20 protein-coding genes, 1 tRNA gene and 1 pseudogene are annotated in these 24,202 nt (G+C 63.4%); 8 read left to right on the top strand and 14 right to left on the bottom strand.

Annotated features, from left to right (window positions below; translation table 11 throughout):
• The first annotated feature begins 92 nt into the window (after positions 1-92).
• Together NKJ20_RS07575 and NKJ20_RS07570 are read left to right on the top strand one after the other, a co-directional pair.
• On the top strand, positions 93-1,082 hold the full coding sequence (locus tag NKJ20_RS07575; protein ID WP_352743338.1) for a glutathione S-transferase family protein: 990 nt from the start codon (positions 93-95) through the stop codon (positions 1,080-1,082).
• A 119-nt stretch (positions 1,083-1,201) separates the two neighbouring features.
• The gene (locus NKJ20_RS07570; protein WP_352540966.1) at positions 1,202-1,351 is read left to right on the top strand and encodes a hypothetical protein; all 150 of its coding nucleotides are present in this window, start codon (positions 1,202-1,204) and stop codon (positions 1,349-1,351) included.
• 306 nt (positions 1,352-1,657) lie between these two features.
• Here NKJ20_RS07570 and NKJ20_RS07565 read toward each other — a convergent pair whose 3' ends face one another.
• On the bottom strand, positions 1,658-2,155 hold the full coding sequence (locus NKJ20_RS07565; protein ID WP_352743336.1) for an NUDIX domain-containing protein: 498 nt from the start codon (positions 2,153-2,155) through the stop codon (positions 1,658-1,660).
• 53 nt (positions 2,156-2,208) lie between these two features.
• On the opposite strand from NKJ20_RS07565, the gene NKJ20_RS07560 reads away from it, so the two are divergent.
• Positions 2,209-3,153: a metallophosphoesterase family protein gene (locus NKJ20_RS07560; protein WP_352743381.1), complete on the top strand. Its 945-nt coding sequence runs from the start codon at positions 2,209-2,211 to the stop codon at positions 3,151-3,153.
• 76 nt (positions 3,154-3,229) lie between these two features.
• Here the strand turns inward: NKJ20_RS07560 and NKJ20_RS07555 are convergent, their stop codons facing one another.
• From NKJ20_RS07555 to leuA, 4 genes are all read right to left on the bottom strand, one after another.
• Positions 3,230-3,847: a hypothetical protein gene (locus tag NKJ20_RS07555; RefSeq protein ID WP_352743334.1), complete on the bottom strand. Its 618-nt coding sequence runs from the start codon at positions 3,845-3,847 to the stop codon at positions 3,230-3,232.
• Between the two features lie 134 nt (positions 3,848-3,981).
• Complete coding sequence (locus NKJ20_RS07550) at positions 3,982-4,785, bottom strand: alpha/beta fold hydrolase (RefSeq protein ID WP_352680920.1); 804 nt, start codon at positions 4,783-4,785, stop codon at positions 3,982-3,984.
• Between the two features lie 227 nt (positions 4,786-5,012).
• Positions 5,013-6,800 (bottom strand): tetratricopeptide repeat protein, encoded by a 1,788-nt coding sequence (locus tag NKJ20_RS07545; RefSeq protein ID WP_352452906.1) that lies wholly within the window; start codon positions 6,798-6,800, stop codon positions 5,013-5,015.
• A 143-nt stretch (positions 6,801-6,943) separates the two neighbouring features.
• A complete protein-coding gene (gene leuA / locus NKJ20_RS07540; RefSeq protein WP_352743333.1) occupies positions 6,944-8,680 on the bottom strand; it encodes a 2-isopropylmalate synthase in 1,737 nt (578 codons plus the stop codon).
• A gap of 808 nt (positions 8,681-9,488) precedes the next feature.
• Here leuA and NKJ20_RS07535 point away from each other — a divergent pair.
• Positions 9,489-10,655: an ATP-grasp domain-containing protein gene (locus NKJ20_RS07535; protein ID WP_352743331.1), complete on the top strand. Its 1,167-nt coding sequence runs from the start codon at positions 9,489-9,491 to the stop codon at positions 10,653-10,655.
• 4 nt (positions 10,656-10,659) lie between these two features.
• Positions 10,660-11,436 carry an esterase family protein gene (locus NKJ20_RS07530; protein ID WP_352743330.1) on the top strand — a complete coding sequence of 259 codons (777 nt, stop codon included), beginning with the start codon at positions 10,660-10,662 and terminating at the stop codon, positions 11,434-11,436.
• Positions 11,437-11,469: 33 nt separating this feature from the next.
• On the opposite strand, the pseudogene NKJ20_RS07525 reads toward NKJ20_RS07530, so the two are convergent.
• Positions 11,470-11,587 (bottom strand): annotated as a pseudogene (locus NKJ20_RS07525) (IS5/IS1182 family transposase); the annotation flags it as partial.
• A 78-nt stretch (positions 11,588-11,665) separates the two neighbouring features.
• Between NKJ20_RS07525 and NKJ20_RS07520 the strand changes: the two are divergent.
• A tRNA-OTHER gene (locus NKJ20_RS07520) sits at positions 11,666-11,751 on the top strand.
• A 203-nt stretch (positions 11,752-11,954) separates the two neighbouring features.
• Positions 11,955-13,031, top strand: coding sequence for a siderophore-interacting protein (locus NKJ20_RS07515; protein ID WP_352743328.1), 1,077 nt, complete (start codon positions 11,955-11,957; stop codon positions 13,029-13,031).
• Between the two features lie 20 nt (positions 13,032-13,051).
• Here the strand turns inward: NKJ20_RS07515 and NKJ20_RS07510 are convergent, their stop codons facing one another.
• The 6 genes from NKJ20_RS07510 to NKJ20_RS07485 all read right to left on the bottom strand — a co-directional run bounded on the left by NKJ20_RS07510 (position 13,052) and on the right by NKJ20_RS07485 (position 19,674).
• The gene (locus tag NKJ20_RS07510) at positions 13,052-14,236 is read right to left on the bottom strand and encodes an MFS transporter (RefSeq protein ID WP_352743327.1); all 1,185 of its coding nucleotides are present in this window, start codon (positions 14,234-14,236) and stop codon (positions 13,052-13,054) included.
• A 29-nt stretch (positions 14,237-14,265) separates the two neighbouring features.
• Positions 14,266-16,353, bottom strand: a complete 2,088-nt coding sequence (locus NKJ20_RS07505) for a TonB-dependent siderophore receptor (protein WP_352743325.1) — start codon at positions 16,351-16,353, stop codon at positions 14,266-14,268.
• A gap of 182 nt (positions 16,354-16,535) precedes the next feature.
• Complete coding sequence (locus tag NKJ20_RS07500) at positions 16,536-17,624, bottom strand: AbrB family transcriptional regulator (RefSeq protein WP_352450554.1); 1,089 nt, start codon at positions 17,622-17,624, stop codon at positions 16,536-16,538.
• 270 nt (positions 17,625-17,894) lie between these two features.
• Positions 17,895-18,203, bottom strand: a complete 309-nt coding sequence (locus tag NKJ20_RS07495) for a putative quinol monooxygenase (RefSeq protein ID WP_352450553.1) — start codon at positions 18,201-18,203, stop codon at positions 17,895-17,897.
• Between the two features lie 49 nt (positions 18,204-18,252).
• Entirely contained in the window at positions 18,253-19,050 is a 798-nt protein-coding gene (locus NKJ20_RS07490) for an SDR family NAD(P)-dependent oxidoreductase (RefSeq protein WP_352450552.1), read from the bottom strand.
• 171 nt (positions 19,051-19,221) lie between these two features.
• Positions 19,222-19,674 (bottom strand): DsrE family protein, encoded by a 453-nt coding sequence (locus NKJ20_RS07485; RefSeq protein ID WP_352450551.1) that lies wholly within the window; start codon positions 19,672-19,674, stop codon positions 19,222-19,224.
• 101 nt (positions 19,675-19,775) lie between these two features.
• On the opposite strand from NKJ20_RS07485, the gene NKJ20_RS07480 reads away from it, so the two are divergent.
• Positions 19,776-20,864 (top strand): hypothetical protein, encoded by a 1,089-nt coding sequence (locus tag NKJ20_RS07480; RefSeq protein WP_352450550.1) that lies wholly within the window; start codon positions 19,776-19,778, stop codon positions 20,862-20,864.
• Between the two features lie 88 nt (positions 20,865-20,952).
• Here NKJ20_RS07480 and NKJ20_RS07475 read toward each other — a convergent pair whose 3' ends face one another.
• Positions 20,953-21,882, bottom strand: a complete 930-nt coding sequence (locus NKJ20_RS07475) for a cation diffusion facilitator family transporter (RefSeq protein ID WP_502895031.1) — start codon at positions 21,880-21,882, stop codon at positions 20,953-20,955.
• 32 nt (positions 21,883-21,914) lie between these two features.
• Positions 21,915-24,104, bottom strand: a complete 2,190-nt coding sequence (locus tag NKJ20_RS07470; RefSeq protein WP_352450549.1) for an anthranilate synthase — start codon at positions 24,102-24,104, stop codon at positions 21,915-21,917.
• Between the last annotated feature and the right edge of the window lie 98 nt (positions 24,105-24,202).

Below are 24,202 nucleotides of genomic sequence, written 5' to 3'. Positions count from 1 at the left end.
ACGACGCAGCCGTTGACGATCTGTTCAGCATCGGGGATTTCCGCGGCGCCGCTTGGTGCCCTACATCGGGTAGGAACGCGAAAGGATATTGCATGGGATTGCTAGTCGAAGGCCAATGGCAGGACCGCAGGTACGATAGCGGGGAGAGCGGCGGCAAATTCGTGCGCGCGCAGTCGCAGTGGCGCGACTGGGTGACCCGCGACGGCGCGCCGGCCGAAGGGCGAAAACGCGGCTTCAAGGCCGAGCCCGGCCGCTACCACCTCTATGTCTCGCTCGCCTGCCCGTGGGCGCATCGGACGTTGATCTTTCGCGTGCTCAAAAAACTCGAGGACGTGATTTCCGTCTCGGTCGTCCATCATTTCATGGGCGCCGACGGCTGGACGTTCCTGGCCGAGGACGGCGCCACCGGCGACACGCTCTGCGGCCTCGATTTCCTGCACCAGATCTACACCAGGGCCGATCCCGGCTATTCGGGCCGGGTCACCGTTCCCGTGCTGTGGGACAAACGCGAGCAGACCATCGTTTCCAACGAATCCTCCGAGATCATCCGCATGCTCAATTCGGCCTTCGACGAATGGGGCGATGCCAAGCTCGATTTTTATCCGCAACCGTTGCGCGGCGAGATCGATGCGGTCAATGCGCTGGTCTATCCCGCGGTCAACAACGGCGTCTACCGTGCCGGCTTCGCCACCACGCAGGCAGCCTACGAGGAGGCGTTCGGCGAACTGTTCTCGGCGCTCGACATGCTGGAAAACCGTCTGTCGAGGCAGCGCTATCTCGTCGGCGGCCGCATCACCGAGGCGGACTGGCGGCTGTTCACGACTCTGGTCCGCTTCGACCCGGTCTATGTGGGCCATTTCAAGTGCAATCTGCGCCGCATCGCCGACTATCCGAACCTGTCGAATTACCTGCGCGATCTCTACCAGGTGCCGGGCGTCGCCGGCACGGTGAATTTGCACCACATCAAGTCGCATTATTACGGCAGCCACGAGACGATCAACCCGACGCGTATCGTGCCGGTCGGGCCGGAGCTGGACTATGGCGCGCTGCACGACCGCGCGCGATTCAGGAAGGCTGCGTGAGACCGGTGACCTAGCGGAAGGTTTCTGAGTCCATCTTTGCCCTTCTAACGAGTTCAGCTTTCAATATGGTATTTCCAAATCGATTGGAGTAGCCGAGCGACGTTGCAAGGAACGCAACGATGCCGCTGATCATGACGATCACGACCGACATCTGGGGCGGGATTGCGCGTAACAATCCCGACGGCAGAAGCACAGCCATTCCCAAAATCATTTCTATCAGGGTTGAGAATCCGACCATTTTCCAGAATTCAGTGCGAGTAAAAAGCTGAGCATGTCGCTTTATAAAAACGAAATATGTCACGAATGCCGCAACTAATTGTATTGTGAATTGGATGAATCTTCCAACTTTTGCTAACATGTATGGATCTATCGCAAGAACTATTGTCGAAATTAACGCTATCACGGAAAATGTGATCACATTAATTCCCGTGTAAAGTGATACATAGAGCGCGATTCTAAATCTATCGTTTTGGCTGTGTTGCATTTTTTCTCCTCATCGCTCAGCATTTATCTCTCTGAGAACAATGAATGCTGCCGGTCTATACCGACGCAGCCAAAGCTGTTGAAGAGATGATCTACCAGTAAGGCGATGCCGAATTCCCCCCAAAAACCTCGGCAATCCGCCGCAGCGTCGCCGGCGTCGTTCCCTGGGGCAAGCGGTCGAGCGGGAAGAAGCCGGCTTCGGCGATTTCGCGGTCGGGCAGCTTAGGGCTTGGCTGGTCGAACTCTTCGACCAGATAGAGGCCGACATGGTCGCGGCGGCTGGCGCGGCGGTTGAAATGCAGCGACTTCAGCACCGGCGGTCCGGTCAGCGCGATGTTGCCTTCCTCGAACAGTTCGCGCGTCAGCGCTTCGATCATCGTCTCGCCCAACTCGACGCCACCGCCGGGCAGGTGCCAGCCCGGGACATAGGTGTGGCGGATGAGGAAGACGGAATTGGAGCGGCGGTCGTGGATCAAGCCGCGCACGCCGAGCGTCATCGGCCGCCGCAGTACGAAATACAGGTGAAACAGCCTTGCCCTGAAGCCCGGCCAGCCGGTCTGGCGCAGGGCTTGCTCCGGATCCGGCGTCATCGTCCGCGAAACCGTGAGTGGAAAGCCGCGCGCGGCTCGCCTATGAAGAAAAGATGTTCAGGCTCGCGCATATTTCCGATGTCCATCTGGGGCCGCTTCCCGATGTAACCTATCGCGATCTCGCCTCCAAGCGCGTGGTCGGTTACGTCAATTGGCAGCGCAACCGCCGCCGCTACATGCACGATGCCGTCATCGACACGATCGTCGCCGACATGAAGGCCAGCGGGCCGGACCATCTCACCATCACCGGTGACCTGGTCAATCTGGCGCTCGACGGTGAGCTCGAGATGGCCAAGCACTGGCTGGAGACGCTGGGCTCGCCCAATGACGTGTCGGTCGTGCCGGGAAACCATGACGCCTATGTGCCGGGCGCCTTCGACAAGACCTGCCGGTCCTGGGCGGCGTGGATGACCGGCGACGGCGTCAATACGCCGGTCGACCGCAACACCTTTCCGTATCTGCGCGTGCGCGGCGATGTTGCGTTGATCGGCGTCTCCACGGCGCGCGCCACGGCTCCCTTCATGGCCAACGGCTTCTTTCTGGAAGGCCAGGCGGAAAGGCTGCGCGGCATCCTCGACGCCACGGGCAAGCAGGGCCTGTTCCGGGTGATCATGATCCACCACCCGCCGGTGCGCGGCGCCGTTTCGCAGAACAAGCGGCTGTTCGGCATCTCGCGCTTCCACAAGGTTCTTCACCGGCACGGCGCCGAGCTTGTGCTGCACGGCCATTCGCATGTGCCGTCGCTGTTCTTCATCGGCGCCCGCAAGATCAAAATTCCGGTGGTCGGGGTCGCCGCGGCGGGGCAGGCCCCCGGCAGTTCGCATGCGCCGGCGCAATACAATCTGCTCGACATCGACGGTGAAAAGGACAATTGGCGGATCAGGCTGACGCGCCGCGGCCTGACCGGGCCGGCATTGCCGCCCAGCGACCTGCAGACAATGGAGCTTGGCGTCGAGGCCGAGGCGTCGATGGCTAGAGCCATTCCAGGAAAAGTGTGAAACGGTTTTCCGTCCGGAATTGCGTCAAAACAAAGAGATAGTGCGGTTCAGCGTTTCCGTGAAACGCTGAACCGCTCTAGAAGCTGATTTTCATCGCGACGATGCGGTCCCAGAACAGCACAAGCGAAATCGCCAGGCCGACCAGGGCGCCTGCGGCGATCAGGCCGAGGCCCGAGAAGAACGCCGACCAGCCGTTGCTGCGCGCAGCGACATGCAGCGGCGGCTCAGCCTCCGCCACCAGGGCGCGTTTCAGGCCGGCGACGGCCTGCTCGATGCCGCCTTCCATCATCCTCTGGCGTTCGACGACGCGCTCGGCGACATAGCGCGTCACCTGGTCGGCAACGACCTTCATCTCGGTCGACTCGGCGAGCACGACGCGGCCGATGCGCGTGTCCTTGAGAAAGCGGTAGGTGCGGCGGTCGCGTCCCATGGCGACATGGCTGATCGCGTCGATCCACAGCCGTGGCTGCAGGCCGGACGAGACGGCGAAGTCGAAACTGTCCATATCGGTGGGTACGTCGCCGAAGACCGGCGCGAGTTCGGCGGCAAGCAGATCGAGCCGCATGCGATGCGCTTCGCGCATCTCGACGACGACGTCATCGCGGTCGGCGAAGGCGTTCTTGACGTCGCGAATGGCATCGGACAGTTTTCGCGACTGATCGATCTGGGTGATGTTCTCGCCTGCGTCCTTCATCGGCGTTGCCTCGCGGGGTTTGGTTAACACCGAATTAACACAGCCGCCGCCAAAATGCACTTGCGAGATCGATGAGCGGGCAAGGGTTCGCTGGAGCAGCACCAGCGCCGCCGCCGTGCCTGCGCGAAGACCGATCAGCTCGCCGCAGCGGCGAATCCCGGACGAAGCCGCCTGCTGCGGCGTCGCATATTGCGACGGACGGCCTCGACGACCAGGCCGGGCGCTTCCTCGACCAGCATATGGCCGGCTTCCAGCACGTGGTGCAGATGAAAATGCTTCGGCACGCCGTCCGCCTGGCTGACGGGCAGCACCGCGTCGTCGGTTCCCCAAACCACCATGACCGGCATGTTCAGCGTTTCCAGCCGTTCGCGCTGAATGACGCCTTGCCGATCATCCCTGGTCATGGCGGCTGCGAACTCGACAAGTGTCCGCGACTGGCCGGGACGCCGGCGCATCTCGTTGACGAGATCGACCCTATGCTGCAAGGGCCGGCTTTGCGGTCCCGACATGGCGGCAAGACAGGCGCGGATTTCATCCGTGCCGGCAGCGGCGGCGTAGCGACGCAGCAGCGGACCATTGATCTCAGGACCAAAACCGCCCGGCGACAGCAGCGTCAGCGAGGCCATCTTTTCAGGCTCGCTCAATGCCATCAGGGCGGCCACGGCGCCGCCCATCGAATGACCGACGAGATGAGCCCGCTTTATCCCGCGAGCGGAAAGATCGGCAAGGACGGCACTGGCTGCAATCCTGGCCGGACCGCCGCCCGGAAAATCGAGCGACAGCCCATGTCCCGGCAGATCATAGGCCAGGGTCCGCGCGCCGGGCGCCAGAGACTCGGCCACGTCGCGCCAGTCGTCGTGGCAGCCACCGAAACCATGCAGGAAGGCGATCGTTGTCGGGCCGGTGCCCCGTTCGGCAGCGTAAAGGGATGGGGTCATGCAAACTTTATGGCTTGGTGCCGGGATCAGTCAGGATGCCGGGGGCGGTCTTATGCGGATCAGTCTTTGCGGGAGGTCAGACTTATGCGGAGATCAGTCTTATGCGGGATCAGACCTATGTGGGATCAGATTGGCCGGTTCAAATTGTGTCTGAATTGCGCTTTGGCCGTCCGGATGGCCAGTAAAATCTTCGCGATCACCTGACGTCGTGCACGCGCCGGGAGACGTCAGCTGGCGCCGCCAAGGCCGGCGGCGCGCAGGGCTTCCACCAGCCGGTTGGTCAGATCGGCGGGATATCTTCGTTCGACGAAAGTTGCGCGCGGATCGGCTGCGAATTTCGGGAATTTGGCGGTCAGTTCCTGCAGCAGCCTGCTCGCCAGCTTCTCGCGGCCGGCAGCCTTGGCGCCGATCAGCCGCGCCGCCAGATAATGCGATTTCATTTCCGTCGTTCGCAAGCCGTCGCTGGCGAGCGTGGCCTTGTGAATGTCGCCCATCATGAACTCTCCGGCGAACAGCCCGTAATCCCACCATGTCGGATGGGCGCTGGCGATGTCCACCGCGTGAGCGATGATCGGGGTGCCCTCGCTGTACCTGCCGGCGAAAACCAGCCCGTAGCCATAGGCGGCGGCCATTGCGAGATCGTAGGGATTGAGCTCATAGGCCTTGCGCATCCAGCGGATCGATTCCGCGGAATCGCCCATGCGCGAATTGAGATAACCAAGGGCGCGGTGCGCGTAGGGGCTGGTCGGGCCCATCTGGATGGCGCGATGGGCAAACGTCATCGCTTTGTCGATCGTCGCGTCGGCGGGGTAGGGATAGTGGTCGGTGACCGCTTCGAGATGCAAGGAAGCGAGTTCCGAATAGACGAGCGACGACTTCGCCTCCCGGTTGGCAAGATCTTCGAGGCAGCGGTAAGCGGCTCCGTGCGTCTGGGCGTTCTGGTCGAGATAATATTTGCCGTTGAGCACCAGACACGCCGTCAGCCCGGTCTGGATGCCGCTCTGCTCGATGTAGTTGTAGATCGTGCCCGAGGCGGGAAGAGCCGAGCTCAAAATGCCGGAGATCTGGTCCTCGATGGCGGTGTTCGCGCTGTCGCCGGCGGTCAGGTTGCGTGAGAGCAGCACGCGGCCGGTCGCCACGCTTTGCAGCTCGAGCATGATGTCGCCGCTACGCGGCCCGGGCAGGACATCGAATACGAAGCTGGCGGCGTCGGTTACTGGATCGGGCGGGCTGTCGGCATCACGGCCGATGAAATTGATGGTATCGAAGCCGCTGAGGCCGGCGCGCAGCGATGCGGCGACACGGCGAGCCAGGTCGCTGTCGGCCTTGATGGCGATGTAGACCTGGGGGAGGTTTTCAACCGGAGGCGCTGCTATGCTGCCGGTCGCCACAGCGGTCTCGACCGCCGTGTCGCCGCCGGTCAGCAATACCACGCTGCCCTGGCGAAGGATCAGCACACCCAGCATGAGAATGACCAGCGCGATCGCCAGCCAGAAGAACTGCAAATGCCGCTGCAGCGAAGGTGCAGCAGGGGCGACGGCTGGAACGCTCAGCAATGCAGCCGGATGTGCCCGGTTGCGGGCATCTTCCGGCGAGCCGAGCGGGGCGGTCGCCGCCTCCTCTGTCGCCGGCTGCGGCTTGCTCTCTGCCTCAGCCTCTGCCGGCAAGCGAATGGCGTTGAGCTCGTAGGACGGAACATAGCCGCCGCGCGGAATGGCGATGCGGACCGGTTCGGCAACGCCCTCATTGGCGAAATACTGCTGCAGAAGCTCGCGCAGCCTGCCGGCCTGCACCCGCACCACCGCATCGGTCGACGGGTCGAAATCGCCGTCCTTGCCGAAAACGTCCATCGCTATGGAGAAGCCCTTGAGCCTATCGGCTTCGCCTGCCTGCTCGCGCTCGACGAGGTAGCGGAGCAGCTTGCGCGCGCGCTCGGATCGTCCGAACGTTTCGCTGGCAAGCAATCGCTCCAACGTTTCGCGCACTGCGGGGGCGGCAGGCGTGGTATGCTGCAAGTGTCGATCCCTTCGAATTCGGCACAGGTTGAGGTACAATCATATCGCGCTGGCGCCGCCATACAAGCATCTGCTTATGGTGCGATAGCGTACCCACCGGATAAAATTTCCGGTGGGCTGATGCGCGGGCCTGGCGGTCTCGGCTAGCCGCCCTTTCGGCCGACGATGCGGTTGGCCGCCGAAACCACGGCTTCGAGCGAGGCGGCGACGATGTTGGTGTTGATGCCGGCGCCGAACAGCTTGCCGCCCGGATGTTCCATCTCGACATAGGAAATGGCCGAGGCATTCGAGCCGCGCTGCATGGAATGCTCGGAATAATCCAGCACCGACATCGGCACCCCGACATGGCGCGACAGCGCATCGACGAAGCCGTCGATCGGGCCGGTGCCGGTGCCTGATATGGTCACCTCCTTGCCTTTGTCGAGGATCACCGCTTCGACCACGCGCCGGCCCTTGACCTCGGTGTCGGGATAGGTGTGGTGGTCGAGGAACTTCAGCCGCGCGCCGGGCTGGTCGACATAGGTGTCGAGAAAGCGCTCGTAGATGCGCCTGGCCGGCACCTCCTTGCCTTCGGCATCGGTGATCGCCTGGATGGCCTGGCTGAACTCGATCTGCAGGTTGCGCGGCAGGTTGAGGCCGTAATCCGCATGCAGCACATAGGCGATGCCGCCCTTGCCGGACTGCGAGTTGATGCGGATGATGGCTTCATAGCTGCGGCCGACATCGGCCGGGTCGATCGGCAGATAGGGCACCTCCCAGTGCGGCGTGTTGGCCTTGCGCAGCGCCTTCATGCCCTTGTTGATGGCGTCCTGGTGCGAGCCGGAAAAGGCGGTGTAGACGAGCTCGCCGACATAGGGATGGCGCTCGGGGATCTTCAGCTGGTTGGAGTATTCGTAGACGTCCTTCATGCGGTTGATGTCGGAGCAGTCGAGCCCGGGATCGACGCCTTGCGTGTACATGTTGAGCGCCAGCGTGACGATGTCGACATTGCCAGTGCGCTCGCCGTTGCCGAACAGGGTGCCTTCGACGCGGTCGGCGCCCGCCATCAGGCCGAGTTCGGTGGTGGCGATGCCGGTGCCGCGGTCATTGTGCGGATGCAGCGAGATCAACAGGTTCTCGCGTTCGTCGAGATTGCGGCACATCCATTCGATGCGGTCGGCATAGATGTTGGGCGTCGACATCTCGACCGTGGAGGGCAGGTTAATGATCAGCTTGTTCTCCGCCGTCGGCTTGACGATCTCGGTGACGGCGTTGCAGATCTCCAGCGCCACTTCGAGCTCGGTGCCGGTAAAGCTCTCCGGCGAATATTCGAAACGGTAGCCGCCGCCGGCTTTTGCCGCCATGTCGGTGATCATCTTGGCCGCATCGGTGGCGATGCGCTTGATGCCGGCGACGTCCTTCTCGAAGACGACGCGGCGCTGCAATTCGCTGGTCGAGTTATAGAAATGGACGATCGGGTTGGTGGCGCCCTTCAGCGCCTCGAAAGTGCGGGTGATCAGTTCCGGCCGGCACTGCACCAGCACCTGCAGCGAGACGTCGGCGGGCACGTTGCCCTGTTCGATGCACCAGCGGGCAAAATCGAAGTCGGTCTGCGAGGCCGACGGAAAGCCGATCTCGATCTCCTTGAAGCCCATGTCGAGCAGCAGGGCGAACATGCGCGCCTTGCGTTCCTGGCCCATCGGATCGATCAGCGCCTGGTTGCCGTCGCGCAGGTCGACCGAGCACCAGATCGGCGCCTTGTCGATCACTTTCGAGGGCCAGGTGCGATCGGCAAGACCGACGGTCGGATAGGGCTGGTACTTGCGGGCAGCATCCGGCATGCCCCTCGCGGGCCCGGCGGTTTCCTCTACATTCAGACGGATATCTTCTCGTGCGTTCATCGTCTTTTCTCCCGGCGGCTCGCGGATCCAGCTTCAGGCGGATTGGTGGCGAGCGGCGCCTTTACCAGAATTTCGTTCGCTTGATGTGACGTGCCAATTTGTGACTGGCCAAGGAGCGTGCGCGTGAGCGGCGAATTCGACCGCCGGGCGCTCCTTCAGCGAACCCGGCGATCGCCGATAAGGCCGAGAAGCAGCAGGGTGGAGGCAAGCGCGCGAACGGTCTGGCCGGCAATGCCGGTCTGACGGGACGCAAAAGAGGTGGCGCGCGGGCTCATGGCGGATTTCATACAGGAGCGGGCAAAGCGAGGCAAGTGGGAGCCTCGCTGTCGCAGAAGCTGCCGATCCAGCCTCAAGACTTGCGTTCCTCGCCGTCGCGAAACGGGGGAGAGGTGGCTGTCCACGGGTCTTGCCTTCGGCAAGCCCAAGGACAGGCTCCGCGGCCGGAGAGGGGGCCTTCGCAGGGCGCAGTCCCCTCTCCGTCTCGGCTTCGCCGAGCCACCTATCCCCATTTCGTGGGGCGAGGAACCCAAGCTGCAATGAAGGCGCGGCGCCGACATGAAGCGATTTTTCCTGATTACAGCAACTTTGTTCTTGCTTTGTGCCGGCAGCTATGCTACTAATTTGGGTATGGTGCTGACTGGCGCCGAGGATCCGCTGTCGAGGCGGGTTTTTTATTTTGCGGTTTTGGCGTCACCTTTCGCGGGCCCAGCCGCTCACCTGATCCAGTTGCTCTTCCCCGAGCCCGGCAAATGCGCCAGAGTCGATTGTCGGCGGGGGTGCGATGGCTCGCCGCCGGGAGGGATCGTCCATGAACTTCGTGTTCTTCTCGCCGCATTTTCCAGCCAATGGCGCCGATTTCTGCGACCGGCTGAAGAAGGCCGGCGCCACTGTGCTCGGCATGGGCGACGCCCCGTTCGATGCGCTGGACGGCAAATTGAAGGCAGCCCTTTCGGAATATTACCGCATCGACGACATGGAGGAGTACGATCCGGTGTTCCGGGCGATCGGCCATTTCATCCACAAATGGGGCCGCGTCGACCGGTTCGAATCGCTCAACGAGCATTGGCTGGAGCTGGAAGCCACTATCCGCACCGACTTCAACATCTTCGGCACCAAGCTCGACTTCGTCAAGAATTTGAAACGCAAGAGCCGCATGCGGGCGTTCTTCCGCAAGAGCGGCGTCGAAACCATCCCGCAACGCAAATGCTCCGACCGCGCCGGCGCCATGACCTTCATCCGCCGTGTCGGCTATCCCGTGGTGGTGAAGCCGGATTCGGGCTCTGGCGCCTCGAACACTTTCAAAATCTCCAACGCCGGCGAACTCGACAGCTTCTTCAGGGACAAGCCGGAAGGCGTCAGCTTCGTCATGGAGCAATTCATCGAAGGGCTGGTGGTGACCTATGACGGGCTGATCAACCGCGACGGCGAGGTGGTGCTGGCCGCCAGCCACCGCTACGACCAGAGCGTCATGGAGGTGGTCAACCGCGACCGCCATATGAGCTATGTCTGTTTTCCCGAGATCAGCCGGGCGGTCGAGGAGGCCGGTAGGAAAATCCTCAAGGCGTTCGACGTGCGCGAGCGCTTCTTCCACATCGAGCTGTTCGAAACCAGGGACGACAGGGTCATCGCGCTGGAGGTCAACATGCGGCCGCCTGGCGCCTGGATGACCGATGCCATCAATTACACCTTCGATATCGATGTTTATGCCGCATGGGCCGACATGGTGGTCAAGGACGCCGCCGGCGGCCCTTACAGGGGCAAGTATTTCACCGCCTATGCCAGCCGCAAGCGGCACCTCAACTATGTGCACAGCCACGCCGACGTGCTGGCCGCCCATGGCGGCATGATCGTCCATCATCACGCCATCGAGGAGGTTTTCAGCCGCGCCATGGGAAACTACGCCTATCAGCTGCGCTCCACCGACCCGAAGGCGCTGCGCCGGGCGGTCGACTACATCCATGCGGAAAAGGCGTGAGGCGATGGACGTTTCCTACCACAAGGGTTTTGGCCGCAACCTCGGCCGCGACATGGAATACAAGCGCTACGGCCATGCCGGCCGACCCGTGGTTGTGTTCCCGACTTCGCAAGGGCGGTTCTACCAGTTCGAGGATTCCGGCGCGGTCTCGGCTCTCGCCGAGTTCGTCGACACCGGTCGCATCCAGTTGTTCACGCTGGACGGCATCGATGCGGAATCCTTCTTCGACCGCCATGCCGAGCCGGCCCATCGCATCGCCCGGCATGAAGCGTATTTCCGCTATGTGCGCGAAGAGGCGCTGCCGGAACTCCTGTCTGTCGCAGCCGAGGCCAATGGCGGGCGTACGCTGAAGCCGCTATTTTGCGGCTGCTCGATGGGCGGCTACCATTCGTCGAATTTCGTCTTCCGCTTTCCGGAACTGGCCAGCGGCGTCATCGCGCTGTCGGGGGTTTACTCGACCCACGATTTCTTCGGCAATGCGCTCGACGGACAGATTTTCTTCAACTCGCCGCTCGACTACCTGCCGGGTATCGTCGATCCGGGGCTGCTTGTCAGGCTGAAGGCGCTGCGGCTGATCTTCTGCTGCGGGCAGGGTGCCTGGGAGGAACGGATGCTGGCCGATACGCAGGCGCTGGAACAGATCCTGCGTGACAAGTCGATTCCGGCCTGGGTCGATTATTGGGGCGGCGATGTCGCCCATGACTGGCCGTGGTGGCACAAGCAACTGGTCTATTTCTTCGCCCGCTGGCTGGACGACGATCTGATGCACCGGCTGGATTAGATTACCGTAGACTCACAAGCGCAGCCACAGTCGCCTTGAGAAGATGTCGTTCAGCACGCGGCGATCATCCACACGCGGCACGCCTGGCGGGTTGTTGGGCAGGAGCGGCTCGATCACGCCACTCGAAGTCGGGCAGGTCGTATCGGCTCATGCCGACGCTGAATCGGCTCGGACGCCACAAGAGAAGCCTCGAATGGCAATCCGCGCAAATTTGCGCTACGAGGCAGGTGCCAGCGTGACGGAATTGGTAAACGTATCACCACAGTGATCCTGAGCCTCTTGGTTCAGGTGCGGGTTCGATCCCTGCCGCTGGCGACGCCCCGCTTTACGAGTTTACGACCTATTGCATGTCGATATCTAGGTGATGCGGCCTGCAAATGGACTTCCCTTCAGCCTGATTTAAAAACATGACTATACTTATCATCTTTCAGTGGAAACGCCGGGCCGGCTGTGGCATTCCGGCGTGGCGAGGACGCCGTATGGCGATCTCGAATTCAACGGCATCGAAAGGCTGAGCGATGGAGCAATTGAGTGCGCAAACCCGGATCAGCGGTGCCGCTATCCGGTCGGTGATGGACAGGCTGCGCGCCGAGCATGGCGAATCCGAGATCGATACCGGCCTTGCCGATCATTGGGAATTTCGCACGCATTACGGCTCGTTGAAGGCGACGCTCGGTGACGACAACGTGCTGATCCGCGTCGCGGCCGAGGATGAAACCTGCCTGTCCTACATGAAGATGGCGGTCGCCGGCCATTTTTCGCAACATCTCGGCACGACCAGGGGCATCGCCTGGCAGGGCGACGGCAGCGATGCCGGTCCGCCGGTGTTCTTCCGCGAGATCACGGTGCTGTCCTCGACGCGGATTTCTCCGCATATGCAGCGCGTCCGCTTCGCCAGCAACGAACTCGGCCGCTTTGGCCGTGGCGGCCTGCATGTGCGGCTGCTGCTGCCGCCGCGCGGCAGGCCACCGGTGTGGCCGTCGATGGGCGCCGACGGCCTGATGGTCTGGCCGTCGGGCGAGGACGCGCTCGTCGTGCGGGTCTACACGATCCGGGCACTGGACGCCGCAAGCGGCTGGCTGGATGTCGATTTCGTCCTCCACCCCGGTATGGATACGCCGGCGGCCGCTTTCGCCGAAAAGGCAGTTGCCGGCGAGATCATCGGCATGATCGGACCGGGCGGAGGTGGCGTGCCCGAGGCGCAAAACCTGCTGCTGCTCGGCGACGACACCGCGCTTCCGGCGATCGGCAGGATCCTGGAGCAGCTTTCGCCGTCAACCCGCGCCGAAGCGTTCATCGAGGTCGATGGTCCCGACGATCGGATGCCGCTGGCCGCGGGTGAGGCCGTTGCCGTCACCTGGCTCTATCGGCATGGGCGCGAGGCCGGCACGGCCAGCCTGTTGCCGACGGTGCTGCGGCAGCGGAACCGCACCGCGCTTGCCGACAATCTCTATGTCTGGGCCGGATGCGAGTTCGGCGATTTCCGCGAGATCCGCAGGATCGTCCGCAAGGAATGGGGTGTGCCGCGCGACCGGCATCTGGTCATCGCCTACTGGCGCCGCGGGGCGCAAGCGGCGGACGGTGGCGAAGAATAGTGCGCGACGATGCTCCGCGGTCAGCGGCGGTCGGATACGAAGGCGATCGCCGGGGCCGCCAGCAGCGCGACCAGGCCGGCGCCTGCGAAGAACGCGCCATAGCCGAAATACTGCGCGGCGTAGCCGGCCGCGATCCCGCCGGCCATGCTCATCAGTGCGTCCATGCACTGGAACAGCGTGAAGTCGACGCCAGCCTGTCTTGGATCTGACCAGCGCATGAACTGCGCGTAAAGCGCGACGAAACCGAGAGCCATGAAGCCGGACGAGCTGAGCACCGCGATGGCCATCAAAGCGGTGGTCGAGAAGCCGCCGAGAAAATCGAAGACCGAAAAGAAGAACAGCGATCCGGCCTGCAGGAAAAGCGCCAGGACGAGCACGTTGCGCGGGCCGAACCATTTGACGAGAGCGCCGCCGGCGAGTGCGGCAGCCAAGCCGACGAACATGCTGCCGACGCCGTTGACAAGTCCGACCATCGAGAGGTCGAGCCCGGCGTCGATCAGGAATGGTCCGAGCATGGCGAGTGCCGCCTTCTGGGCCAGGACATAGGTGGCCGACGCTGCCAGGCCGCGCCGAATTTCGGGACGCTTCAACGCGTCGAGGAGGCTGGGAACATGCTCGCGCGTCTCCTCGCGCGCGCGGCCGGCCGCGCCGAGCAGGAAGGGGAGGCCGAGCGGCAGGAGCAGCAAGGCCATCGCCCAAACGGCGATGCGCCAGCCATAAGCGTCGACCAGAAGCAGAAACAGGCCGGCGCCGATGGCCGAGCCGAGATAGGCGCCGCCGACCTGCGCGGCATTGCCCCAACCGTGGTTTTCCCTGGCCAGGCTCTGCACGGCGAAACCATCGCAGGCAATGTCGACCGTCGAGGCGGCGAAGGCGACGATGGTCAGGCAGGCCAGGACCGGCCACCAGGCTTCCGGGCCGAGCGCGCCGACGGCCCACAGCCCGGCGATGGACGCAAGTCCACCGGCGGCGACGATCGTGCCGGTGCGGTTCTTGCCGACCGGCGGCAGCCGATAGCGCTCGACGGCCGGCGCCCATAGAAACTTGAGCGCCCATGGCAGCGCGATCAGCGAAACCAGGCCGATCCGGTCGAGCGGCAGGCCCTGGTCGCGCATCACCGCCGGCAGCCCCGCCCAGGTGATGCCGCCGATCACACTCTGCGCGACGTAGAGCCCGCCGATCGCCAGGAGGATCGCGACAGGCATCGATGCCCGGCTGGAAACGGCGATCGACATCAGAAGCGGTAGCGCAGGCTAGCGAACAGCGAGCGGCCCTCGTCGCGGTAGCAATAGCCGGCCGAGCAGATGGATTTTTGAGTGCCGAACAGGTTCTTGGCGTTGACCTGCAGCTTCACGCCCTCGAGTTTGGGATTGCGGTAGCCGAAATCGTAGGAGAGCGAGGCGTCGACGAAGGCGCGCGCATCGTTCTTGAAGGTGTTGGTGTCGTCGCCATAGCTCGAGCCGGCAACGCGAACGCCGCTGCCCAGCCCGAGCCCCTGCAGCGTCCCGTCCTCGAACTGGTACTGCCCCCAGAGCGACAGGATGTGATTTGGCGTCGCCGACAGTTCCTTGCCTGCGGTTCCCGTGGCGCCGCGTTCGATTTTCACGCGCAGATAGGTGTAAGAGGCGAGTATGCTGAGGCCGTTGTCGAGCGAGGCGCTGGCTTCCAGTTCGACGCCGCGCGAGTTCAGGTCGAGCTGGCGCTGCTTGTTGATGCCGGTCGAGGCGTCGAAGACGACGCCATCCTTCTGGTCGATGTCGAACAGAGCGGCGCTGACGGCGGCGTTATAGTCGGCAAATTCGTATTTGACGCCGATTTCCTTCTGCGTCGCAATGGTCGGACGGGCGACGCGACCGACAGGGCTGCTGACATCGTCATAGACGAAGCCGATATTGGGCGAGAACGACGTCGAATAGTTGACATAGGGCGTGATGCCCCATTCGGTCTGGTAGGACAGGCCGAGCCGGCCGGAAAGGGCACTGTCGTCCTGCTTGGACTTGGTGAAGTCGGCGGCGGTCGAGGTGGTGTCGGCCCAGTCGTAGCGACCGCTGGCGAACAGGGTGAAATCGTTCCACTCCATCTGGTCATGCAGATAGGCGCCGAGCTGGTTCATCTCCTGCCCGCCAGAGTAAGGAACCGGAGCGGCCTTGATGTCACCGACGGAGACATAGGAGATACCGCTGCCGGCGTCATAGTTCGACCAGGCGTAGTCGATGCCGGCTACCGCCGTGTGCCTGACCTGGCCGGTATCGAATTCGAACTGCGCCATGTTGTCGACGACGAAGTTCTTCATGGTCTCGGTGTAGTGGCCCCAATAGCGTTTCAGATCCACGCCGTCCGGGTAATGACCGCTATATTCGATGTCGCTGTCGACGGCGCCGTAGCGAAGGTTCTGCCGGACCGTCAGCACGTCGCTGAAACGGTGCTCGAACTCGTAACCGATACGGCCCTGGGTCTGGTCGAAGTCGTTCCAGACGGGATCGCCCTCGTAGAGGTTCGTCAGAGCGCCGCCCGAATTGTAGAAGGCAGCGGTGCCGCCGGTGACGGATTTCGAATATTCGCCGAGGATGGTCAGCTTGGTGTCCTCGTCCGGCTTGAAGGTGACGGCCGGCGCCAGATAGATCTTGTCGTCGGGATAACCGGGCAGGTCGGTGTCGCTGGTGCGGCCGAGGCTGGTGAAGCGGTAGAGGATGCTGCCGTCGTCGTTCACCGGGCCGGAAGCGTCGAGTGCGGCCTGGAAGCGATTGTGCTCGCCGAGCAGCATTTCGACCTCGCGGAACTGTTCTTCCTTGGGGCGCTTGGTGACCAGATTGACGATGCCGCCCGGACCGCTGATGCCGTAAAGCGAGGAGGCCGGCCCCTTCAGGATGGTGACGCCTTCGATGCCGTAGGGCTCGGTCTTGAACCAGGCCGAGAGGCCGTTGTACTGGCGCAGCCCGTCGCGGAACATGCCGTTGTAAAAGGCCTGGAAGCCGCGCAGGAAGAAGGCATCGTAGCGGGTGTCGAAGCCGAAGCTGTTCGGATTGGCGCTTGCGACATAGCCGAGCGATTCGTTCAGCGTGCGTGGCTTCTGGTCCTCGATCTGCTTTTGCGTCACAACCGAAACGGCTTGCGGAATCTTGACCATCGGCGTGTCGGTCTTGGTGCCGATGCGGTCCTTCTTGGCGACGTAGCCGTCCTGCACGAGGATCTCGTCGCTCTCGGCATCGACCTCGATCTTGTTGAGAACGGTGACGCCGCCCTGGTCCTGGGCGTGAGCCGGCCCGGACAGGCCGAGCAGGGCCATGCTGCCCGGCAGTGATATCCCCAGGAGCCATGTCATCGTCCGTTTCCGCATCAACTCGTCTCCACTCTTCCGTACATTGACGGAAGGGGCTCTCAAATCTGAGTATTTGAGTCAAGTTATTTTTTGAGCTCGTGCGGGTGCTGGCCCGATACGGTCGGCGACAGCAAAGTGTGACCGGTTTCAGGAAAACCAGCTGCCAATCAGGGAGAGGCAAGCTGCTATGGTTTGAGGCTTCTCGCCACCAGCCGCGCCACGCTTGGGCCGACCAGAAGCACGATCAGGAAGCGTGCCGATTGCAGCGCCATGACGAAGGAGATGTCGACATGCTGCGCGGCGGCGGCGATGATGGCGACGCTGTCCATGCCGCCGGGGCTGGTTGCCAGATAGGCGGTCAGCGGATCGATGCCGAGCAGGCGGCTGATCAGGAAGGCGAGGCCGCCGCAAAAGACGATCAGGGCAATGATCGAGCCGACGATCTGCGGCAGCGCGCGGGCCGCGTGGCGCAAAATGGCCCTGGTGAAATTCAGGCCGATGCTCCAGCCGATCATCGTATAGCTCAAGGCAAGCAGCCAGGGTGGCAACTGCATGGTCACGCCGAGCCCGAGATGGATCACGGTGCCGAAAATGAAGGTGCCGAGGAAAAACGGCGACGGCAGCCGGAAAAGCTTTCCGGCGAGGCCGCCGACCAGCGCCACGCCGAATGTTGCGGCCAAGCCTTGCGGGTCGACCGGCGGGAACCAGACGATGGCCGGCACCTCGATGCCTGAGGTGTCGACCCAAAGCTTGGCCACTAGGGCTGCCGTCATCGAGACGCAGATGACGCGCAGATAAAGCATGAAGGCGACGAGGCGCTGGTCGGCGCCGAAGGCACCGGCCATCAGCACCATGGCGGTAGCGGCGCCCGGCGACGAGCCCCAGACCGCGGTGGTGCCGGGCAGGATGCGCCAGCGGCTGATCAGCCAGCCGAGCAGGCTGGATGCCGCGACCGTCGCCATCACGACGCCAAGGAACAGCGGCCATTCCTTGTAGAAGACGGGAAAGATATCGGCCGAGATGGAACTGGCGACGAGGCAGCCGACGACCGCCTGGGCTGAGCCGAACAGAACCCGCGGCACGCGCACCGTGGCGCCGTTGGTGCCGGCAGCGATGGCCGCCAGCATCGGTCCGATCAAGAGCGCGGCGGGCAGGGCGGCGAGTTCCAGCGCGCCGGCAAACAGCACCGAGACCACCACCAGGACCGGCCACTGCCAGGCCCTGTGGATCCGCGCCAGATGCTCGATGGCCGGCGGGTTCGGGGAAGAATCCATAGATGGGCTCTTAGACCGGTGGCGAAAAAATGCGAACCCTTTTTGCGCGGAAAAGGGCTTGGGTGGTAATGGCACCAACCATCCGCAGCGATCCTTCGCGCCCCCCTCTGTCCTGCCGGACATCTCCCCCTCTAGTGGGGAGATTGGATGTCACGTCGGCCTTCGCCAATCTCCAAAAAAGAGCGCTGTCGGCGAAGCTGCCAATCTCCCCACTTGAGGGGGAGATGGCCGGCAGGCCAGAGGGGGGCGCTGTCCCATAGGCCTCTCCCTCTATCCCGCCTTCACCGCCGGCAACCCGAACCCGCCAACAGGATGCGTCTCCACCTGGAACTCGAAGCCGGCGATGATCGGCCGTGCCTTGGCGATTGCCGCCTGGACTTCGGGCAGCTGCAGCGAAGCCTTGTGGCTTTCGGCGTCGGTCCACACTTCGGTCACCCAGATCGCGTCGGCATCGGCCGGGTCGGTGGCGATGATGTAGTTCAGGCAGCCGGGCATGGCGCCGGTGCTGGCGAGCAGGATATCCATCATTGCGTCACGCTGGCCGCGCATCGCCCGCATCTTGCCGATCAGTCCGTACATTCGCTTTGCTCCGTTGAGATGACGCAACCAGGAGTATGCAGTTCGCCGTCTACGGCATCAACTGCCCGCCATTCACCTCGATCACCTGGCCGGTGATGTAGCCGCTCAACAGATCGGAGGAGAGGAACAGATAGGCGCCAACGCAGTCCTCGGCGGTGCCGGCGCGGCCCTGCGGGATGGTGGCGATCATGCCCTTCATCTGGTCGTCGGTCGAGTAGCGCTCGTGGAAAGGTGTCGCGATCGTGCCGGGCGCCACCGCGTTGACGCGGATGTTGAAACCGATCAGCTCCTTGGCCATGCCGCGCGTGACGTTGGAGACGAAGGCCTTGGCCGAGCCGTACAGGCCGGCGCCGCCGCCGGCGCCGTTGCGCGCGGCGATCGAGGAGGTGTTGACGATGAAGCCACCCTGCCGCTTCAGCCATGGGATTGCCTTGCGCGAAGCTGTCAGCACGGAACGCGCGTTGAGGTCCATCACCGCGTCGTAATGCGCCTCGGTCTGCTCGGCATAGGCCACGCGGCCGAGCATGCCGCCGGCATTGTTGACGAGGCCGTCGAGCCGGCCGAAATGTTGCGCACTGTCCTCGACGACGCGCTCGACATCGGCGGGAATCGAGAAATCGCCCTGGGCGAGGAACACGTCGCCGCCGCCGTTGCGAATGGTCGCGGCCAGGTTTTCGGCAGCCGCGCGGCTCGAATTGTAATGCAGTGCGACGCGGCATTTCTGCGCGGCGTAGGCGAGTGCGAGCGCCGCGCCGATGCCGGTCGAGGCGCCGGTGACCAGGACCGCCTTTCCGGCAAGGTCGGGGATGACGAGAGAGGGGCTGACAAGGGTGGTGGTGGCTGGCACGTCTATTCCTCCGGGGACTCTGCCTGCTCTTCGTAGGCCCTCGCAGTCCTCGCGTTCAAGTCCGTAAAAGTTTAGGGCGGTTCACCGTTTCACGGAAACGGCGAACCGCTCCCTCTTTGTCTTGACGCAATTCCGGACGGCAAACCGTTTCACACTTTTCCTGGAATTGCCCTATGGCCTGAGATAGGCGTAGCCCTGGCGTTGCAATTCGGCGAGCTTGACGACGCCGCCCCTGTCGGCTGCATGGAAGCCGTCGAGCAGGTCGGCCAGGCCGATATCCATGCCGTGCATGGTGTTGGCGCAAGCGTGCGGGCTGAGCCCATCCTGGACAAGGCCGGCGAACCGCCCGGAAATGGCGGCCGATATACCCTTCGACTTGAAGGCGGCAAGTGCCGGGCCGTGCACGACAAGCGCGATGTCGACTTTGCCGTCGGTGCCTTCGAAGTGGTTCTTGATGTTGCCGAGCACGAAATTGACCTTGTCGAGATCGCTGAGGTGATAGGCGACCTTTTGCCTTTCCTCTTCGACGGCCTTGACTTCAATGGCTGCCGCCTTGGTGGGGCGCAGCCCGAAAAGCCCGGCGGCTCCGGCAAGACCGACGCGGAAAATATCGCGGCGTCGCATGGCTTCATCTCCCATTTGGCCGGCGCGCGCAATTTGCGTGGCCTCGGCCTCGATCCTAACATAAATTGAAGCCACGTCTTGTCGGGGCAGGGGGAGCCAGCATGATATCAAGGACCGTGATGGGCGCCGGAGTTGGGGTTGCCTTGCTCGCCGCCGTCGCCGGCTCTGCTTTCGCCGACGACACGCTCAAACTCACCGAGCTCAGCCCCGACGGCAAGGACGCCTGCTTCGGCCGCGTCTATGACGCCGCGCATCTCAAGTCGCATCCGCAGCAGAAGGTGACGCGCATCTTCTTCTATTACGGCCGCGATCCGGTCAGCCGGCCAAACGAGGAGCCAAGCGCCGGCATCGATTCCTCCTACAATGGCTTCATGGCGACGACGGTGCGCGGCGCCGAGGCGCCTGAATGGCTTGGCGGCTGGTGCAGTCATGAGTCGGAGGACGGCAAGACCGGCCCGATCCGGTGCGGTATGGACTGCGACCGCACCATGGCTTCGCTGAAGGTCGACGACAAAGGCCGGCTGATCGTCTCGGACGTGCAGCCCGACCTCTATCTCGACGCCGGATCGGAAGACGAGCTCGGCAAGGCGGAGTACGAAAGGCAGGCGCTGGGCAAGGACGACAACGGCTTCAGGCTCGATCCGATGCCGGCCGCCACCTGCAAGGCGGAGTTCGCGCGCATCGACCCGATCGATCCGGCACTTGGCCCGCCATTGCGCGAGCGGCTGAAGCCGGACCAGGCCTTCTGCTACGGACGCGACTACGACGCCGAGCATCTCGGCTCGCATCCCGACCAACTGACCCAGTCGATCAGGGTGTTCCGCGGACCGGTCGAGCTGGCGTCTTTCGCCAAGGAGGGCGATCCGGCCAATTGGCCAAGCGGCGCCGATATCGCCGTTTCGGTTACCACGCGGCAGAAATCGGCCAAGGTCACGCAGGTCTATAATTGTCAGGGCGAGGGCGACCAGTGGCGCTGCGCGGCGAGCGCGAAGACGGGTGCTGCGTCCTGTGACATCGCGCAAAGGGAGGTCTTCCTTCGCCGCGGCGCCAACGGCACGATGATGCTGGCCAACCCGAACAGCGGCCTGCCGATCATCGATCTGTGCTCGAAAGCGGCGGAAGGTGACACCAGCTCCGACGACAAGGTCTACCGGCTGGAGCCGATGCCGCAGGCTGCCTGCGGGCTGTAGCAGTTCAGAGACGCGATGCCGGCGGGACAGAGGGGGGTGCTGTCCCGCCGACCTCAAGGTTTTTGGATGGCGGCGTCCCGCTATCGCTTCACGCGAACGGCACGGCCGTCGTGCCCTTGGGCAGTTTCGCCTCGTCGTCGGGCTCGACATGGATGATGACCCGCACGGAAGGGATTTCGGCCTGCAGCGCGTCTTCGATGCGGTCGCAGATGACGTGGCTGGCGCCGACAGACATGTCGGCGTCGACGACCAGGTGGAACTCGATGAAGGTGGCGCGGCCGGCGATGCGCGTCTTCAGGTCGTGGACCTCGAGCGCGCCCTTGCAATTGGCCGAGATGATGTCGCGTATGCGGATATGTTCCTGGGTGTCGACGGCGCGGTCCATCAGCCCGTTCATCGAGGAGCCGATGACGTGCCAGCCCTGCCACAGGATGTTCAGCGCCACGATCACGGCAAGAGCCGGATCGAGAACCTGCCAGCCGGTCAGCACGGCGCCGACCAGGCCGATGAACACACCGACCGAGGTCGCCACGTCGGTCATGATGTGCCTGCCGTCGGCAACGAGAGCCGGCGATTTTTCGCTTCGGCCGGTGCGGATCAGCGTCAAGGCCCAGACAGCGTTGATGACCGTTGCGACGCCATTGACGGCAAGGCCGGTCCATGGCTGTTCCAGCAGGGCGGGATGCTGCCAGGACCACCAGACCTCATTGAGGATCAGCAAGGCGGCAAGCACGATCAGCACGCCTTCGAGGACGGCCGAGAAATACTCGGCCTTGTGGTGGCCGAACGGATGGTCCTGGTCGGCTGGCTTGTAGCTGACCTGGATCGCCCAATAGGCGGCGGCAGAGGCAATGACGTTGACGATCGATTCCAGCGCGTCCGAATAAAGCGCGACCGAACCGGTGACGTACCAGGCCACCAGCTTCAGGCCGAGCACGACGCAGGCGACGACGATCGACCAGAAGGCGAGGCTGGCGACCTTCTGCCTGGCGGCGGCTTTGATTTCCGCCGCGGTCACTGGGGAAAAGATCCCAACACTGAGCCCTCGAATTAAGCGGCCTTTTCCTTGGCCTTGCGCGGCAGGTGCGCGACGATGTTCTCGATGATGCGCATGCCGGCATTGTGGCCGAGCGTCATGATCGACTCCGGGTGGAACTGCACTGCGGCGATCGGCTCCTTGCGGTGCTCGAAGGCCATGATGATGCCGTCCTCGGTCTCGGCGGTGACGACAAAACCATCGGGCAGCCGCACCGGATCTGCAAAGATCGAATGATAGCGGCCGACCGTCACCTCCTTGGGCAGGCCGGAGAAGATGATGCCCGGCTTCGACACGCGGATGCGCGACGGCTTGCCATGCATCGGGATGTGCAGTTGGCGCAGCTCGCCGCCATAGGCCTCGGCCAGCGCCTGCAGCCCGAGGCAGACGCCGAAGATCGGCAGGTCGCGCGCACGGGCCCGCTTGATGGTGGCGGCGCAGTCGAAGTCCTTCGGCGTGCCGGGGCCGGGCGAGAGCACGACCAGGTTTGGCTTCAGCCGGTCGAAGATCTCATCCGGCACTGGTGTGCGCACCGTCGAGACATTGGCGCCGGTCTGGCGGAAATAGTTGGCGAGCGTATGGACGAAACTGTCCTCGTGGTCGACCAGCAGGATGTTGACGCCGTCGCCGACACGCGCGGTGCTGCGTTCGGTGCTGGCGGCATTGCCTGATTTGGCGTCGCGGATGGCGGAGAGCATGGCGGATGCCTTCAGTTCGGTTTCGGCTTCTTCTTCCTCGGGAATGCTGTCGAAGAGCAGCGTGGCGCCGGCGCGCACCTCGGCGATGCCGTCCTTGATGCGAATGGTGCGAAGCGTCAGGCCGGTGTTCATGTCACCGTTGAAATTGACCATGCCGATCGCCCCGCCATACCAGGCGCGCGGGCTCTTCTCGTTCTGCTCGATGAAGCGCATGGCCCATAATTTCGGCGCGCCGGTGACGGTGACCGCCCAGGCATGCGACAGAAAGGCGTCGAAGGCGTCCATGCCTTCGCGCAGCCGCCCCTCGATGTGGTCGACGGTGTGGATCAGGCGGGAGTACATTTCGATCTGGCGGCGGCCGATGACGCGCACCGAGCCCGGCTCACAGACCCTCGACTTGTCGTTGCGGTCGACGTCCGAGCACATGGTGAGTTCGGATTCGTCCTTCTTCGAATTGAGCAGCTTCAGGATCTGCTCGCTGTCGGAGATGGCGTCGTCACCGCGCTTGATGGTACCGGAGATCGGGCAGGTCTCGACGCGGCGGCCGTTGACGCGCACGAACATTTCCGGCGAGGCGCCGATCAGATATTCGCCCTCGCCGAGATTGATGAAGAAGGAATAGGGCGAAGGGTTGATGCTCTTCAGCTTGCGGGAAATCTCGGAGGGCTGGGTTTCGCAGCGTTCGTAGAACATCTGCCCCGGCACCACTTCGAACAGGTCGCCGCGCTCGAAGCTCTTCATCGCCTTGCGCACCAGCTTGGCATATTCGCCGGGCTCGTGGTCGCCGCGCGGCGGGATGCGGTCGGCGGTCCTGAACGGCTCGACGATTTCGTCGCGCGGCAGGCCTTCGGTCGAGAAGCCATCGCCGGAATAGTCGTAGCGGTCGGTCCAGGCCTTGGTCGAATAGTGGTCGACGACGAGGATCTCGTCGGGCAGGAACAGCACGAGATCGCGCTGGCTTGGCTTGCGCTCGAGCTTGTAGTCGACCGGATCGAACTGGAAGGCGAGGTCGTAGCCGAAGGCGCCATAGAGGCCGAGATTGGCGTCTTCCTCGGTCTTGAACAAAGCCGTGATGGCGCGCAGCACGGTGAAGACGGAGGGAACGCGGCTGCGTTCCTCTTCAGTGAAGATACGATCGGGCTTGGCGACCTCGAGGCGGATGAGTTTGTTGGACGTCTCGGCGATCGTGACATCGTCAAGGCCGGCAAGCACCGCGCCGATCACCGGCAAAAGCACGTCGCCGCGGCGGTTCAGCGCCTCGATGCGCATGGCGCGGCCGCGTGCCGAGATCACCACCGGCGGATCGATGATGGCGGTGTCCCAGCGCGTATAGCGGCCGGGATATTCGTAATTCGAGGAAAACACGGCGCCGCGGCGCGAATTCAGGCCATCGACATAGCCGTCGATCGCCCCCTCGTAAGGCCGGTCATGGCGCTGGCGGGTAATCGCCACGCCACCCGCCGTGACGAAGCGCTCGGCGCCATTCTCCAGAATTTTCGTCGTCATTGCCGTCTCCATCAGCGTCTTTGGGGCAACGGACCCGGGAATGGCTTGAAAAAACAAATGGCCGCCCGGACATTCCGCTGCGGCCACCCTCGATTGTC

The sequence above is a fragment of the Mesorhizobium sp. M0185 genome (assembly GCF_040322175.1).
Classification (GTDB): Bacteria; Pseudomonadota; Alphaproteobacteria; order Rhizobiales; family Rhizobiaceae; genus Mesorhizobium.
Note: the sequence above shows the minus strand (reverse complement) of the source record. Positions and strands in the feature narration are given on the sequence as shown.